This window comes from Klebsiella sp. CTHL.F3a, from assembly GCF_019890895.1.
In the GTDB taxonomy this organism is placed as follows: domain Bacteria; phylum Pseudomonadota; class Gammaproteobacteria; order Enterobacterales; family Enterobacteriaceae; genus Klebsiella; species Klebsiella grimontii.
In genome coordinates this window covers 2,056,348-2,072,377 of sequence record NZ_CP082360.1, presented here as the reverse complement: position 1 = coordinate 2,072,377, position 16,030 = coordinate 2,056,348, and the positions used below count along the sequence as shown (strand labels likewise).

Here is a 16,030-nt window from a genome sequence, read left to right as displayed (position 1 = left end):
ACATATGAGTTTTTCCATTGCAGATTACGCATAGAAAAAGCATATTATATTATATAAACACCCTTGCATCACTAAGAAATAACAATGCATTGGCAAAACCTTCAGCATATATAAGTGAGGATGATTTGTTCAAATCTGAAAGCGAAATGCAAATGTGGTTGAGTTCAGAGCTAAATAAAGCAGAAGGATTAGCTAGCTTAATAATTCCATTTTCAGACGAAGAGTACTCTTACGTTGATAAAAAAATTTCAGACAGCTATAATTATTGTTTGAAGACATTATCAAATACTAAAATAGTTTGTGAAAATCAAGATATATCACAATTCTCAGATGAGATTCTACGTCCGGATTTTCTTTTATATTCAGTTGACTACGAGGCATGGATAATTATTGAAATCAAGAATATACCAAACCCAACCAGACAAGCCGGTACCGAACTGGGAGCATATACCAATGCCTTGAAAACTTACTTTCCAAATATGTCCGATGGGGATGTGATAAATGTAGTCATATCTAATGACTGGCCAACTTTAATCAAAAATTATATATTCAATGAGATTTTTTGGCTAAACAGGAGTATTCTTTGCTTACGACCAGTAAAACATGAGTCTGGAATTAAACTTGAGTGTATAAGACCTGCGATTTTAACAAAAGCTTATAGCGATAGAAAACTTAGCCCAAAAGACTTTAGTGGCTATCAATTTTGTATTTACGGAAAGGATATCTATTCTGGAGGCGAGGTAAGTGACATTGAAAAAAACATAGAACAAATTAAGTCATCATTTCAAAGAATGGTTAATAAAGCATCAAGGCTCCACTCACATGGTTTCGCATTTTTATGGAGAGATTTCAGAAAGTACAGTCTTGCAGCATATAGCATTACAATTGTAGATATTAATCCGTTCAAAAATAACTTGTATTATACATGTAATGAAAAAGGCATAGCAGCAGAACTACAGCATATAATATGGGAGTACGAATCCACAGGTAATACCTATTCATTATGGGAAATCATAAATGACGCAGACTTCTATTTGCGTGAAATCAGCTCAACTTGGCCTGAAGCACCATCAAATTGGATAACATTGCGTGAATTTATAGTTGAAGATGCTGAAATTATGGAATTTAAATGCTGGGGGCGAATATCAGAATTATATGAGAATGAGTTAGCTAATGAGTACAATAAAGGAAGGTTTGATCTAAAATTCACTGACCCTGGATTTGGATTTTATTTTATTAATAACAAATTATTCACCTAAAATAATATTAATTATTGAAGACATCATAGCAATCTGTGATATTAATTGTAAAGAAGCAACTCACACCTTCATACATATCTACCCTCGTCATTATATTCAACGCTGGCAACATACCTGACCATAATGGTTATGCAATGTCAGAAAAACGCCTAAATTTTTTCACTGCGTAAAAAGTCGTTTGAATACAGCAAAATCATTGTATTGAAAAGGGCCGTTTGGAAAACTGTAAATATTCAACGTTAGGCCTATTTTTAGAAGGCAGAAATTTATTAGCAGCAGTGTTCAGTGTGCCGCAAACGCTAATACCAGATTGATGTAACCCGCAACAATTGGTGGTCATTCTGGTGGTCTTGACAGAAAGTGCATTAAGGTTTAGCTTACTTATTAGCCAGTTAATGGCAAAGGCGATCCCAGTCAGAGGAGCCAAATTTAAGAAGCCTGCTTTCGAGCAGGCTTTTTGCTTTTTACTCTCTCCGGGCAGCTATACCGCCTTCTTTGATAACCCCGCAAGCGTTTTGCAACGGCGTCCCCCCGGGCTATCGTAGACAAAAAACGCCATAGCACATTAATATCAATTCATTACCCAGACAAACGAGGGTGAGCACAGGCTGCGACAGACCCCCCATGCTTTTCAGCCCTTGTATCTTAATATCACGCTCCGAATCCGTAGCCAGGTTAAGAAAGACTTTTTGCATCATTTCCTCAATTATACTGCCTGCCTTCTCTTCAGGGCGGTAGTTTGCGTTCCGAGGTAAATGTTATTAGCTTCCTTTGCACAGATGAAATGATACGATCTTTTGCCGTTGTACTTGACGTTATCAACCATCATCTCCCGGAGATGGCAAAATAGCCGCGGTTATGTCCTCCGCCTCAGTAACAATATTTTAAGGTGCGCATCAAGACCAAAAGAGCTAATACAATGCTCAAATTTGCGGAGCAACCGCAATCGCGTTGAAGGTACTGACCACACAAACAGCAATGCTCCCGGGCGAGTCGCCATCTAGCCATAGCCCTCCGTCATCGCTTCTGAATAAATACGATGCTATTTTCCCCCGCAGAATTAGCGTTCTGATGCGAGCGGAAAAGGTATACTCGGGCCACCTCTATAGGGCTCTTCAGAAGCCCTTAAAAATTTTTTCTGCGCTGAAGATAGAAAATCCCACGCCTTTAACAAGGAATATTCCCTAAGAAAATTCCAATACAAAGAGCAGGGCTATTGTTCAAGCTTTAATGATAACCCTCCCCTATCAATTTTGTTTTATAAAAAACCAATAATAAATTTAATCACAAAATTTAACACCAATAAAAAATAAAAATACAAATTAAAAAACCACAAATAAACAACTTAGCGGCTGTTATATCTTTTAGGGCGTTAGCGACATGTCTCATTGAGGTGGGCAATGTTAGATTACCCTCAATTCGCTGAATGGTTTTATTAACGCTGAGTTAAAGGTCAACCCAAGGATGAGATCGCGTTCAGATATGAATCAATCAACTAATATTTTATCTAAGGATAAATATTTTACTCTGGGCCTGATTGAATTGCTTGGAGAAGAGTTTATTGACAATTTCTTTTTGATTATAGATTTGGACTCTAACGACCTTCCCGGTTCGGAGTGGATTTATTTTTCGAATAAGAACATTGTCGCCTTTGCATCCAGCGACTTAGCGTTCTATAAGTCCGAGCTATTTGGCAAAGTAACGGTACTTGACAAAAAGAGCAACACCAGAAGTATTCTGAATTTCTTTTTAAAGAAAGAAACCGCAGGAAATTATCATACCAAGTTCCAGCTGAGTCTGCGTGAAAAGCAGATGTTAAGCATGTTGAGCAGAGGGGAAAGCAACCAGGAGATCGCAGAAGAGTTTGGCGTGAAACTTAAGACTATTTATACCCACCGTCGCAACCTGATGAATAAATTAGGCTGTAAAAATAGGATTACGTTTCAAAAATTATTTTTCAACAATAAATGTCTTTTTAAGTGAAGCATCGCTTCAGGATTATTCATAAACAGGAGTTTTACCATGAACAAATTAGCCGTTATCGTTTTTTCAGCACTGTCCCTGAGCGCTACTGCAGCCCTGGCAGCCGATCCCGTTACGGTGAACGGCGGCACGGTACATTTTAAAGGTGAAGTGGTGAATGCGGCCTGCGCAGTGGATGCCGGTTCTCTCGACCAGACCGTTCAGTTAGGCCAGGTTCGTTCAGCGAAACTCGCCGCCGCAGGCAACACCAGTGCTCCCGTGGGCTTCAACATCCAGCTGAATGATTGCGATATCACCGTTTCCGAGAAGGCCGCGATTGCATTTGCTGGCACGGCGATTAACAGCACTAACCCAACCGTTCTGGCCCTGCAGGGTTCTGCCGCGGGCGGCGCGACTAACGTCGGCGTACAGATCCTTGACCGTACCGGTACCCCGCTGGCGCTGGATGGCGCGACTTTCGGCGCGCAAACCACCCTCAGCAATGGTACCAACGTTATTCCGTTCCAGGCTCGCTACTTTGCGACCGGTGTCGCGACGGCCGGTACGGCCAACGCGGACGCGACCTTTAAAGTGCAGTACGAGTAATTTCTTCATCAGGCAAGGAGGCGCATCGGGCCAGGATGGCCCGTTATCCGAATAAGACTGAGGGTGATAACGATGCAAAAGATGAAGTCGGGTCTGTTGATATTTTTGCTACCACCGCTGGCGCTGGCCGGTAACTGGGAGGTGATGTTGCCCGGCGGGAACATGCGCTTCCAGGGGATAGTGATTGCTGAGTCCTGCCGCGTTGAAGCGGGAGACCAGCAAATGACGGTCAAGATGGGGCAAATCAGCAGCAATCGGTTTCATTCGGCCGGGGAAGACACCAATCCCGTCCCTTTCGATATTCATCTGCAGGAGTGCAGTACCGCCGTGAGCCAGCGCGTTGGCGTGGCCTTTCACGGCGTCGCCGATGGTAAAAACCCGGATGTCCTCTCGGTTGGCGAGGGACCGGGGATCGCTACCGGCATTGGCGTTGCCCTGTTTGATAAAACCGGCAGCCAGATCCCACTCAACGCGCCAGCAGGGGCATGGGCGCAGCTGCACACCGGGCCAACCACGCTGCATTTTGTCGCTAAATATCGTTCCACCGGGAGTCAGGTCACCGGAGGAGCCGCGAATGCGCAGGCCTGGTTCTCCCTGACCTACCAGTAATCAGCGCCGGTAACAGGAAATCACCGTGAGAAAGAAAGAGATAAAGATGAAAAATAGACTGGCTACCACGCGCGGGATGCGCGGTTTACTGGCGGGACTTTTACTGATCGCCACCGCCGGTTTTTCGACTCAGTCGCAGGCCGGCGTGGCGCTGGGCGCCACCCGCGTAATTTATCCGGCGGGGCAGAAACAGGCGCAGCTGGCGGTAACGAATAACGATGACAACACCTATCTGATCCAGTCATGGGTAGAGAATGCCGACGGCGCGAAGGACGGAAGCTTTGTTATCACCCCGCCGCTGTTCGCTATGCAGGGGAAGAAAGAGAATACCCTGCGCATCCTCGATGCCACCAATAACCAGTTGCCGCAGGATCGGGAAACGCTGTTCTGGATGAACGTCAAGGCGATCCCATCGATGGATAAATCAAAGCTCAGCGATAACACTCTCCAACTGGCGATTATCAGCCGCATTAAGCTCTATTACCGCCCGGCTAAACTGGCGCTGCCGCCGGATCAGGCCGCGGAAAAGCTGAAGTTTCGCCGCAGCGGAAATGCGCTCACGCTGATTAACCCAACCCCTTATTACCTGACGGTCACCGAACTCAACGCCGGCACCCGGGTGCTGAAAAATGCGCTGGTCCCGCCGATGGGCGAAACCAGCGTCAGTTTACCGTCCGATGCAGGTCGCGAGATTACATACCGGACGATTAACGACTACGGCGCACTCACCCCGCGAATGAAAGGCGTCATGCAGTAATGAATCGGGGAGCCGCGCTCTCCCCCCTGAACTAAAAAAATAACGATGGCCGGGCGACTTTGGACCGGAGGGACTATGTCACATCTGAAATATGGACTCGACCACGTGAGCTCCCGGCGTATGACTCCAGGATCTGCGCGCGCATTCGCGCAGATCCCCTTAGCTCTTTTACTCGCCTCGCCGGCTTTTTACGCCCAGGCGGAGCTCTATTTCAACCCACGCTTTCTGGCGGACGATCCCGCCGCAGTGGCGGATCTGTCCGGCTTTGAAAAGGGCCAGGAGCTGCCGCCGGGCACCTACCGCGCCGATATCTATCTGAATGACGGATATATGACCACCCGCGATGTCACGTTTAATGCCGGTGAAAAAGGCCACGGTCTGGCCCCCTGCCTGACGCGCGGACAGCTGGCCGGGATGGGCGTGAATACCTCAGCGATCGCCGGAATCGACGTCCTGGCGGCGGATGCCTGCGTACCGTTAACCGAGATGATTAAAGACGCGACAACCCGCTTTGATGCCGGGCAGCAGCGGCTGTATCTGACCGTACCCCAGGCGTTTATGGGCAACCGCGCCCGCGGCTATATTCCCCCCGAACTCTGGGACCACGGGATTAACGCCGGCCTGCTGAACTACAACTTCACCGGCAACAACGTGCACAACGACGTTGGCGGCAGCAGCAATTACGCGTACCTGAACCTGCAGAGCGGGCTCAACCTCGGCGCCTGGCGCCTGCGCGACAACACCACCTGGAGCTACAGCAGCGGCGGCAGCTCGTCGACCAATGAAAACAAGTGGCAGCACATCAATACCTGGCTTGAACGTGATATTACGCTGCTGCGCTCGCGCCTGACCCTCGGCGACAGCTACACCAACGGCGACGTCTTCGACGGCATCAACTTCCGCGGCGCGCAGCTTGCCTCCGATGACAATATGCTGCCGGACAGCCAGAAAGGGTTTGCCCCGGTCATTCACGGCATTGCCCGCGGCACCGCTCAGGTATCGGTGAAACAGAACGGCTATGAGATTTACCAGAGCACGGTACCGCCCGGCCCGTTCACCATCAACGATCTCTACTCCGCCGGTAATGGCGGCGATCTGCAGGTGACCATCAAAGAGGCCGACGGCAGCAGCCAGGTCTTCACCGTCCCTTACTCGTCCGTTCCGGTGCTCCAGCGCGAGGGCCATACCCGCTATGCCGTCACCGCCGGGGAGTACCGCAGCGGCAGCAATCAGCAGGAAAAACCGAAGTTCTTCCAGAGCACCGTAATGCGCGGTCTTCCTGAGGGCTGGACGCTGTACGGCGGCACCCAGCTGGCGGACCGCTACCGCGCCTTTAACCTCGGCGTCGGCAAAAATATGGGGGAGCTGGGGGCGCTGTCGCTGGATATCACCCAGGCCAACGCCACCCTGCCCGATGACAGCGATCGTCAGGGCCAGTCGGTACGTTTCCTCTATAACAAGTCGCTGACGGATACCGGCACCAACATCCAGCTGGTGGGCTACCGCTACTCGACGCGCGGCTATTTCAGCTTCGCCGACACCACCTACAGCCGGATGAGCGGCTACAACGTCGAGACCCAGGACGGGGTGATTGAGGTAAAGCCGAAGTTCACCGATTACTACAACCTCGCGTACAACAAGCGCGGCAAAGTGCAGCTCAGCGTCACCCAGCAGCTGGGACGCACCGCCACGCTTTACCTGAGCGGCAGCCACCAGACCTATTGGGAGACCAGCAAGTCCGACCGGCAGCTCCAGGCCGGGCTTAACGCCGCCGTGGACGATATCAACTGGACCCTGAGCTACAGCCTGACCAAAAACGCCTGGCAGCAGGGTCGTGACCAGATGCTGGCCGTCAACGTCAATATTCCGTTCAGCCACTGGATGCGCTCCGACAGCAAGTCGGCCTGGCGACACGCCAGCGCCAGCTACAGCATGTCCAACGATCTGAACGGCAGGACCACCAGCCTGGCGGGGCTGTACGGCACGCTGCTGGAGGACAACAACCTGAGCTACAGCATGCAGACCGGCTACGCCGGCGGCGGTGAGGGCAACAGCGGCGGTACCGGCTACGCGGCGCTGAACTACCGCGGCGGCTACGGCAACGCCAACGTCGGCTACAGCCGCAGCGACGGCATCAAACAGCTGTACTACGGCCTGAGCGGCGGCGTACTGGCCCACGCCGACGGCATCACCCTGAGCCAGCCGATGAATGACACGGTGGTGCTGATCAAAGCCCCCGGCGCAGACAATGTAAAAGTAGAAAACCAGACCGGGGTCCAGACCGACTGGCGCGGCTACGCCGTTCTGCCCTACGCCACCGAATACCGGGAAAACCGGGTGGCGCTGAACACCAACAGCCTGGCCGATAACGTCGATCTGGACGACGCGGTGGCCAGCGTAGTGCCGACCCACGGCGCGATAGTTCGCGCGGAGTTTAAGGCCCACGTAGGGCTCAAGCTGCTGATGTCGCTCATCTATAACGGTAAGCCGGTTCCCTTCGGCGCGCTGGTCACCTCTGTCGGTAGCCAGGGCAGCAGCATCGTCGCCGATAACGGCCAGGTTTATCTGAGCGGGATGCCGCTGGTCGGCAAAGTACAGGCGAAATGGGGTGAAGGCCCGAATGCCAGCTGCGAGGCGAACTACAGCCTGCCGCCGGAAAAACAGAGCCAGATGCTGATCTCGCTGTCCGCCGAGTGCCGCTAAGGAAACCATGATGAGAAAAAAACGCTACCTGCTGAGCGCCCTCGTGTCACTGGCGGTCAACAACGCCAGCGCGGCGGACAGCACCATCACCATCAGCGGCTACGTCCGCGATAACGCCTGCGCCGTGGCCGGTGAATCGAAAGATTTTACCGTCGACCTGATGAATAACGCCGCCAGGCAACTCCATGCGGTTGGGGCGACCACGCCGCTGGTGCCGTTTCGCATTGTGCTATCGCCCTGCGGCAGCTCGGTCACCGCCGTCAAGGTCGGCTTTGTTGGCGTTGCAGATAGCAGCAATACCGAACTGTTAAAGCTCGACGGCGGGGCTTCAGCGGCGGCAGGCATGGGCGTGCAGATCCTTGACGCGCGGCAAACAGCGCTGCCGCTCAACGCCGCGTCGTCAGCGATCGCCTGGACCACGCTGACCCCCAGCCAGACCAACACGCTGAACTTTTACGCCCGACTGATGGCCACCCAGGTGCCGGTGACCGCCGGACACGTTAATGCAACCGCAACCTTCACGCTTGAATTTCAGTAACCGGAGGCGCTGATGAACCCGACCTATTTCGGATGGCTGCTGGCCGCGATGCTGGCGGCGTCCTCCCCGACGCTACAGGCCGCCGACGTCACCATTACCGTTAACGGCAAAGTGGTGGCCAAACCCTGTACGGTTTCCACCGTTAACGCCACCGTCGATCTCGGCGATCTCTATACCTTTAGCCTGGTGTCCGCCGGCTCTTCGTCGCCCTGGCACAGCGTGGCGCTCAACCTGAGCAACTGCCCGGTCGGCACGTCGCGGGTTACCGCCAGCTTCAGCGGCACGGCGGATGCCACCGGCTATTACAAAAACCAGGGTACCGCCGGGAATATCCAGCTCGAGCTCCAGGATGCCGAGGGTACCAGGCTGAATACCGGTGCGAGAAAGGAGGTGCAGGTGGATGACGCAAGCCAGTCAGCCAGCTTCCCGCTCCAGGTCAGGGCGCTAACGGTCAACGGCGGCGCGACGCAAGGAACGATCCAGGCGGTGATTAACGTCACCTATACCTACGCCTGAGCCAGGAGAAAAGAGGAATGAAAAAAATAGTCACCCTGTTGTTAACACTGCTGCTGGCGGGCTGGTCGCTCAACGCCTGGTCGTTCGCCTGTAAAACCGCCGCCGGGGTGACAATCCCCATCGGCGGCGGCTCGGCGAACGTTTACGTGAACCTCGCGCCGGCGGTCAGCGTCGGGCAGAACCTGGTGGTGGATCTCTCGACGCAGATTTTTTGCCATAACGATTACCCGGAAACTATGATCGACTATGTGACGCTACAGCGCGGTTCAGCCTACGGCGGCTTACTGTCGAGTTTTTCCGGCACCGTCAGGTATAACGGCGTCAGCTACCCGTTCCCGACCACCAGCGAAACGGCGCGCATGACCTACAATTCCATTGTTGATAGACCCTGGCCCACCGTCCTCTATTTGACCCCCATGAGCAGCGCGGGCGGCGTCGCGATTTCCGCCGGTTCGTTAATCGCGGTCCTGATCCTGCGCCAGACCAACAACAAGGATAACGACGACTTCCAGTTCATATGGAACATTTACGCCAACAACAGCGTCGTGGTGCCAACCGGCGGCTGTGACGTTTCCGCTCGCGATGTGACGGTGACGCTGCCGGAATATCCCGCGTCCGCCGCCATACCGCTGACGGTTTACTGCGCGCAAAACCAGAATCTGGGCTACTACCTCTCCGGCACCACCGAGAACGCCGCCAATTCGATATTTACCAATACCGCCTCGGCCTCCCCTGCCCGGGGGGTGGGCATTCAGCTGACCCGTAACGGCAGCGTCGTTCCCGCCAACACCACGGTGTCGTTAGGCAACGTCGGAACCTCGGCTGTCAGCCTCGGATTAACCGCTAACTACGCGCGCACCAGCGGCCAGGTGACCGCCGGTAACGTGCAGTCAATTATCGGAGTAACCTTTGTTTACGAATAACCCCCCTCCCCCTGGCGGCAAGCGACAGGTCGACTGCATCCTGTCGCCCTGTTCGCTGGCCGCCGAGGGGCTGATGCGGATAATAGAGGAAGGGGGAACCCGGCCCGTCGTGCTACCGTCAGAGTCGTCGGCCCTACCGGCTGGCGTTCGCCGCGTAGTGGTTTTTCTCCCTGAAGCTCCCGCCCGGCTTCTCGCCACCCTGAAGCGGGCCGCCGCGCTGCTGGAGCGGTCCGCCACGCCGCTTCCCATGCTGTTTCTCAGCCGCAGCCCGGCGAGCTGGCTGTGGCCCACCCTACTGCATCAGGTCGCCGACCGTCGCCTGCTTTCAGCCGTGCGGGCCGCCGCATCCGATCTGCCGGTCCCCAGCCTGGCGGCGCTACTGCGCGACGCCATACTCGACGGGTATCCTTCCCTTGAACAGCTGGCAGAGGAAGAGATGCGAGCTTTCGGCAAGCGCCCCGCCGGGCTCACCAGGCCGGAGCTGGACGCCATCCTCGGTTTACTCTGCGGCTACAGCGCCAGCGCTCAGGCGAAACGCCGCGGCATCAGCCACAAAACGCTCTACAATCAAAGAACCGCAGGATTGAAAAAAATGGTGGAACACCATCCAGAAATGGCCCCCGGCTTTCCCGGTAGCCAGATACGAGAACAGAAAAGCGGGCCCATCGCCGCCCTTTCCGCATTCGAGCGCGAACTCGTCCATGCGATCCACACCCGACATATCTTCCCGGTTTTCCAGGCCATTGCCGATGAACGCCGGCAAATAAAGGGGATAGAGATCCTCTCCCGCTGGAACCGAAACGGCAGCGTGCTGCTTGCCGATGAGTTTTTACCGCAAATAGGCGCGGAATATGCCTGGCTGGCGCTCACCGCTTTTGTGCTTCAGGAAGCGGTACAGAATATCAACCGGCATTCTGGCGAATGCTATTTCGCCGTGAATATTCCCGCCGCCGTCGCCAGTAATGATAACCTGCTTCGCATGATGGAGACCGCGCGCCAGCAGCTGCGTCAGCCTCAGCTGTCGCAGAGGCTGGTGCTCGAGTTCGCTGAAAACAGCGACCTCAACCGCCACGGCAAAATAGCCGACAATATCGCCCGCCTGCAAAAGCGCGGCTTTTGTATCATGCTCGATGGCTGCTTCTCGCAAAGCAGCGTGATGTTTCCGGTACGTACGGTGAGATTCAACGCCTATAAGCTGGATATGAGCATCGTCAATGATATGCAGCGCGATCCGCACGCGATCGCCCTGATTAAAAGCCTCATCCACTACTGCCAGTTGACCGACAGCCGCTGTCTGGCGGAAGGCGTGGACAGCCGGGATAAATTTAACAAACTAAAAGCGCTTGGCGTCGACTCTTTTCAGGGGAACGCCATCGCTGCGCCGGTAGGCAGGGAAAACGTGGCGGAGATGATAGCGGAGCTCTCAGGCGAAACGGAGCCGCAGTCCGGCGTCGCGGTATAGACAGCGCCCGACGGGAGACATCGGGCGCTGACGGCGCTTTAGCGCAGTTCCGGCCAGTAGCCGCGGTTGGCCACAATCAGTTCATCAAGGATCGCTTTTGCCACCGAAGCGCTCGGTACGGTTTTGGACAGGGTCATCGCCTGCCAAAGCTTCTGATAGCTTCCTTCAACCCAGGCATCAACCACCAGTTTTTCAACCGCCACCTGCTGCTCCATCATCCCCTTTTGAAACAGCGGGATCTTACCCATCGCCAGCGGCTCGGGGCCATTAACGCCCACCAGGCAAGGCACTTCGACCATCGCGGTATCGTCAAAATTCGCGATAGCGCCGTTGTTTTCCACAATCAGCAGCATTCTCTCCTGGGTGTTAAAGGCGATGGCGCAGGCGAGGTCGACGATAAAGGTCGCATGCGCCCCGGCATGGAAATGTGCCGCTTTGCCGCTCTGCTGGGCGACGATTTCTCTGGCCATATCAAACACCTCCTTCTCTCTCCCCGCCATCACCTCGTTGGCGCGAGTAAAGTCAGGGTCCGAATGGGCCACCTCATAATCGGCATAAAAATAGTATTTCAGATAGGTGTTGGGCAACGTGTCGGTATCCAGCGCAAAGACGTCCTTCACCTTTTTGAAAGTCTCAATCCAGCTCGGCGCTTTATGCTGAAAATCCTCTTTCGGACTGCAATAGCCCAGTTCGGCAACGTGGTTTTTTAAGGCCGGCATGAGATCGTTACCGGCCTTGTCGGTAATGCTGGTCCACCAGCCGAAATGGTTCAGGCCGAAATAACGCACGTTCATCTCTTTACGCGATTTAAGTCCGAGAATATCGGCAAATAACCCTTCGATGGCCACCGGCATATCGCAAATATTGATAATTTTGGCCGTTGGGCGTAGTCGACGCGTGGCCTCGGCAACGATAGCCGCCGGATTAGAATAGTTAAGCATCCACGCGCCGGGTGAGTACGTTTCCATATAGTCAACCAGTTCAAGGACGCCGGCGATAGAGCGCATACCATAAGCGATACCGCCCGGTCCGCAGGTTTCCTGGCCAATCACGCCATGCTTAAGCGGGATTTTCTCGTCTTTTTCGCGCATCTCATAAAGGCCTACGCGAATATGGGCCATCACAAAATCGACGCCGGTAAAGGCTTCCTGCGGATCGGTGGTGAAGCTAAATGCGACTTGCGGATAGCGTTCAGCTACCAGAATCGCACAGGCTTCACCGATAACGCTTTGCCGATCGCGATGATTATCATAGAGACGAATTTCGCTCAGTGGAAACCTGTCCATATTTTCCAGCAGCATCATCACAATTCCCGGCGTATAGGTACTGCCGCCGCCTGCAATAGTCACAACAAATTTATTTTTCATCTTCCACCTCATTATTCATGCACATCTAAATAGCGATTCACGGCGTTACGGATTTTATTAACCCCTAAACCATAAATAACCTGAACGTGATGACCTTTAATAATGACGCTGGTACCGCCGCTGGTCTTCAGAATATGTTCCTGAATCAATGCAGGGTCCCGCACGTCAACCCGAAGTCGCGTAAAACAATTATCGACAGAACAGACATTTTCTTTGCCGCCAAGACCGAGGATGACCTGCTCCCCTGAGGCCGCGTCAGGCGAACCTGCGCTTGCCGGTTGATTAACCACGGCAGCCTCTTGTTCCTGGCCGGGCGTGCGCATTTTGAAATGGATAATCATAAACTTACCGACATAGTACATCGCCGCTGTTTCCATTAGCCCCAGCGCGACAAACACAGGCCAGCGCGTGAGATGCGCTCCCGCCGGAATGTTGTAAACAATAAAGTCGATAATGCCGTTGGTGGCGCAGACCCGTACATCAAGCAGCCACGCCAGCATCTGGAAAAAACCGTCCAACAGCGAATAAACCAGCCACAGCAGCGGTGCGGTAAAGATAAATAAAAACTCAAAAGGTTCGGTTATGCCCACCAGGAACGAGGTCACAATCAAAGGAATAAGCGTGATTTTCAATTTTTGCTTATTTTCGGGCCGTGCGGTTTTATAAAAGGCCAGCGCCATTCCGGCGGTACCGAATATTTTCACCATACCGTAGGTAAGAAATCGCGCCGAGTCGCTTAACGCCTCCCCGGTGTTATTGGCGATTTCCGCGAGGAAAATGGGTTTTGCCCCCACCACCGTCTGGCCATCAATCAACAGCTGTCCGCCAATGGAGGTAAACACAAACGGCGACCAAATCAGGTGATGTAATCCGGTCGGAATAAGAAAACGATTGAGAAAACCATATAGAAAAACGCCCGCGGCCCCGAAGGTTTTCATCACCCCGGTCAGCGCCGAAATGCCGTGTTCCACGATCGGCCAGAGATACACCGTGGCGATGGCAAATACGCCGACCAGCGGGATCATGATAATCAGGACCAGCTTGCTGTTGCCATAAATAGAGAATGCGCCGCGGAACTCTATCTCGACAAACCGGTTATGAACAAAAGCGACCGCACAGCCAAGAATGATGCCAAGAAAGACACCCATATCAATGACCTGGAAACCAAAAATATAGGTTTGTCCGCTGCCGTAAAGCTGCGCATTACTGGCGCCGGCGGCGAGGCGCTGGGTCAAAGTTAGCCAACTATTATTCGCCGCCAGGTACATAAACCAGGTCATTGCGGCAACAAAAGCCGCTTCCGCTTTGCGGGTTTTAGCCAGCCCCCCCGCCAGCCCGAGGCAAAAAAAGAAGCCAAGGTTGTTCATGACTGCCCACAGCATGCTGGAAACATATTTCCCCAGCAGATAAAGCGAGCTGTCTTCCGCTAGCCAAATTTTATTGGTTGTCATACTGAGCAACGCAATCAACAGTCCAATCACCGGCAAATACAACACAGGCCCAATCATGGCCTTCGAAAAATCCTGTAATTTTTTTACCCCGATCATTCTCCCCCCGTACTGCTTATCGACCATCAGCACTCGAAACATGCGATTCAGCCTATGCGTCGACGGAAATAAATCAGAGGAGTTAAATCGTCATCTGTGATGAAAGTCATATATCTCTTGAGGTAATAGATATATAAATAAAATCAAATAAATAGATGACAGCTATAATAAGAAAGCAAATAACAATAAATTAACTATTAACATCAATAATATATAAACAAAATTCACTAAAAAGCACCGTCCGGAGACATCTATAAGTGATATACAAATTAATTGCTGACAGGCTAAAAAATCGCGTCAATAGCGATGAGTTTGAAGTCGGAGATGCGCTCCCGAGTGAAAAAGCGCTGGCCGGGGAGCTGCAGGTCTCAGTGATGACCATCCGTAAGGCGCTCACGCTGCTGGAGAGTGAGAAACTGATCGTCAAGCGTCACGGCAGCGGTTCATACGTGGCGCGTAAGAGCAATTATCACGGTGGGGAACTTGACGGGTTCAACTACCAGATGCACATCGGCGGCGTCACCAACTATCGTAACAAGGTCATTGAGTTCACGATGATCGATGCGCCTCTGGCGATAGCACAACAGTTAAAAATTGAGCCGGGTGAAAAGGTCTATTACGTCAGACGCATCCGGATGATTGACGACGCGCCTATTCTGATTGAGAACAGCTATATACCGGTGGCGATTTTTCCCTGGTTAAGCATCGGAAATCTGGAAAGATCGAAATTTAACTATTTCAAGAAAGAGTGCAATATCACCATTCTGGAGAGCCACCGCAGCTATACCCCGGTTCTCGCCACCCGCGAACAGGCGGAACTTTTGCAGGTTCCGCAAAACAGCCTTTTGCTACGGGTGCAGTCGATTAGCTATGCGCATAACAATACCATTGTCGATTTATCCGATATTTACCAAAATACTAATAAATACAATGTCAAACACATCACTCGCCGCTAAAACCGCTCACTACCGCTGACGCCAACGGCGCGCGGGTCAACGCGAGGCGCCCAGCGTCAGCTAACGGTTTTCCTTCGGCATACGGCTACCAGCCGCAGACGTTAGTCTCTTCGTCGGACTCGTAGCCGCGGACAATATTAATCAGGTCTTTTACCGCGTCGGCAGCCGTCTGCGGATCCTGCAGCCCGGCCAGGGTAGCAAATTCGCTATCGACCGACACGCCGTTATTATTATTGGTCACCGTTAATATAAATCCTTTTTCTCCGGCGTTATCCGTCGACAGCGTAGAAATAAGTTCAGACACGGCCTGGGCGGCGATATCAGGTACATAAAGAGCCATCGGCTTAAGATAGACTTTTTCTTTTTTCTCTTTATTGTTGCCGTTGATAACCGCTAACGCATAACCTTTATTTTCACTGTTCATCATAATGTCTATCCTTCGATCAGAATTTTGGGGTCAACGTAAAAATCGACATTAAAAACGGTATCCTCCGTTAACGCCTCAATGCGGTGCCATTTCTCAGGGGGAAAGACGCCAAATTCGCCTTCGGCAATGGTCAGAGTTTCCAGCGGATCCGCACTGGTCTCATCAGCATATCCAAAATAGCGGATCGCCCCCCGCATTACCGACAGACGCGGATAGACGCCCTGGCGGGTACCGGCATCCAGGTGCCGCTTCCAGATTGAGGCCGGCGCCGTCTGTTTGGTCCACAGCGGCGTGCTCCGGGTATGCACATAGTGGGTAGGAATAATGATTCGCTGCATGATTTTGCCTCTCTTAACGCACCGCATATACGGTCGGAACCAGGAAAATATGTTGCATAT

At 52.7% G+C, this 16,030-nt stretch carries 15 protein-coding genes; 11 read left to right on the top strand and 4 right to left on the bottom strand.

The genetic code is table 11. The features are described 5' to 3' along the window. Positions 1-89: 89 nt before the first annotated feature. The 10 genes from K7H21_RS09765 to K7H21_RS09720 all read left to right on the top strand — a co-directional run bounded on the left by K7H21_RS09765 (position 90) and on the right by K7H21_RS09720 (position 11,335). Entirely contained in the window at positions 90-1,259 is a 1,170-nt protein-coding gene (locus K7H21_RS09765) for a hypothetical protein (protein WP_145952631.1), read from the top strand. Between the two features lie 1,482 nt (positions 1,260-2,741). Next, positions 2,742-3,242: a helix-turn-helix domain-containing protein gene (locus K7H21_RS09760; RefSeq protein ID WP_032741891.1), complete on the top strand. Its 501-nt coding sequence runs from the start codon at positions 2,742-2,744 to the stop codon at positions 3,240-3,242. Between the two features lie 39 nt (positions 3,243-3,281). Continuing rightward, positions 3,282-3,827 carry a type 1 fimbrial major subunit FimA gene (gene fimA, locus K7H21_RS09755; protein WP_004122273.1) on the top strand — a complete coding sequence of 182 codons (546 nt, stop codon included), beginning with the start codon at positions 3,282-3,284 and terminating at the stop codon, positions 3,825-3,827. Between the two features lie 72 nt (positions 3,828-3,899). Further along, a complete protein-coding gene (gene fimI, locus K7H21_RS09750; protein WP_004122275.1) occupies positions 3,900-4,436 on the top strand; it encodes a type 1 fimbrial minor subunit FimI in 537 nt (178 codons plus the stop codon). Between the two features lie 46 nt (positions 4,437-4,482). Then, on the top strand, positions 4,483-5,193 hold the full coding sequence (locus K7H21_RS09745; RefSeq protein WP_004122277.1) for a fimbria/pilus periplasmic chaperone: 711 nt from the start codon (positions 4,483-4,485) through the stop codon (positions 5,191-5,193). A gap of 75 nt (positions 5,194-5,268) precedes the next feature. Continuing rightward, positions 5,269-7,896 carry a fimbrial biogenesis usher protein gene (locus K7H21_RS09740; protein ID WP_223035746.1) on the top strand — a complete coding sequence of 876 codons (2,628 nt, stop codon included), beginning with the start codon at positions 5,269-5,271 and terminating at the stop codon, positions 7,894-7,896. Positions 7,897-7,906: 10 nt separating this feature from the next. Further along, a complete protein-coding gene (gene fimF, locus K7H21_RS09735; protein WP_004122289.1) occupies positions 7,907-8,434 on the top strand; it encodes a type 1 fimbrial adaptor subunit FimF in 528 nt (175 codons plus the stop codon). A 12-nt stretch (positions 8,435-8,446) separates the two neighbouring features. After that, complete coding sequence (gene fimG / locus K7H21_RS09730) at positions 8,447-8,950, top strand: type 1 fimbrial minor subunit FimG (RefSeq protein WP_004122292.1); 504 nt, start codon at positions 8,447-8,449, stop codon at positions 8,948-8,950. 17 nt (positions 8,951-8,967) lie between these two features. Then, positions 8,968-9,873: a fimbrial protein gene (locus K7H21_RS09725; RefSeq protein ID WP_004122295.1), complete on the top strand. Its 906-nt coding sequence runs from the start codon at positions 8,968-8,970 to the stop codon at positions 9,871-9,873. Next, positions 9,860-11,335, top strand: coding sequence for an EAL domain-containing protein (locus K7H21_RS09720; protein ID WP_432649067.1), 1,476 nt, complete (start codon positions 9,860-9,862; stop codon positions 11,333-11,335). The genes K7H21_RS09725 and K7H21_RS09720 overlap by 14 nt, the downstream gene beginning before the upstream one ends. Before the next feature lie 38 nt (positions 11,336-11,373). On the opposite strand, the gene K7H21_RS09715 is transcribed toward K7H21_RS09720, so the two are convergent. Together K7H21_RS09715 and K7H21_RS09710 are read right to left on the bottom strand one after the other, a co-directional pair. Continuing rightward, complete coding sequence (locus tag K7H21_RS09715) at positions 11,374-12,702, bottom strand: 6-phospho-alpha-glucosidase (protein WP_004122302.1); 1,329 nt, start codon at positions 12,700-12,702, stop codon at positions 11,374-11,376. An 11-nt stretch (positions 12,703-12,713) separates the two neighbouring features. Continuing rightward, positions 12,714-14,249, bottom strand: coding sequence for a PTS transporter subunit EIIC (locus K7H21_RS09710; RefSeq protein ID WP_087829195.1), 1,536 nt, complete (start codon positions 14,247-14,249; stop codon positions 12,714-12,716). Between the two features lie 257 nt (positions 14,250-14,506). Between K7H21_RS09710 and K7H21_RS09705 the strand changes: the two genes are divergently transcribed. After that, positions 14,507-15,205 (top strand): GntR family transcriptional regulator, encoded by a 699-nt coding sequence (locus K7H21_RS09705; protein ID WP_004122306.1) that lies wholly within the window; start codon positions 14,507-14,509, stop codon positions 15,203-15,205. A gap of 85 nt (positions 15,206-15,290) precedes the next feature. On the opposite strand, the gene K7H21_RS09700 is transcribed toward K7H21_RS09705, so the two are convergent. Both K7H21_RS09700 and K7H21_RS09695 read right to left on the bottom strand, forming a co-directional pair. After that, the gene (locus tag K7H21_RS09700) at positions 15,291-15,629 is read right to left on the bottom strand and encodes a DUF1869 domain-containing protein (RefSeq protein ID WP_049115863.1); all 339 of its coding nucleotides are present in this window, start codon (positions 15,627-15,629) and stop codon (positions 15,291-15,293) included. A gap of 8 nt (positions 15,630-15,637) precedes the next feature. After that, positions 15,638-15,970, bottom strand: coding sequence for a TehB family protein (locus tag K7H21_RS09695; RefSeq protein WP_004122313.1), 333 nt, complete (start codon positions 15,968-15,970; stop codon positions 15,638-15,640). Positions 15,971-16,030: the final 60 nt, after the last annotated feature.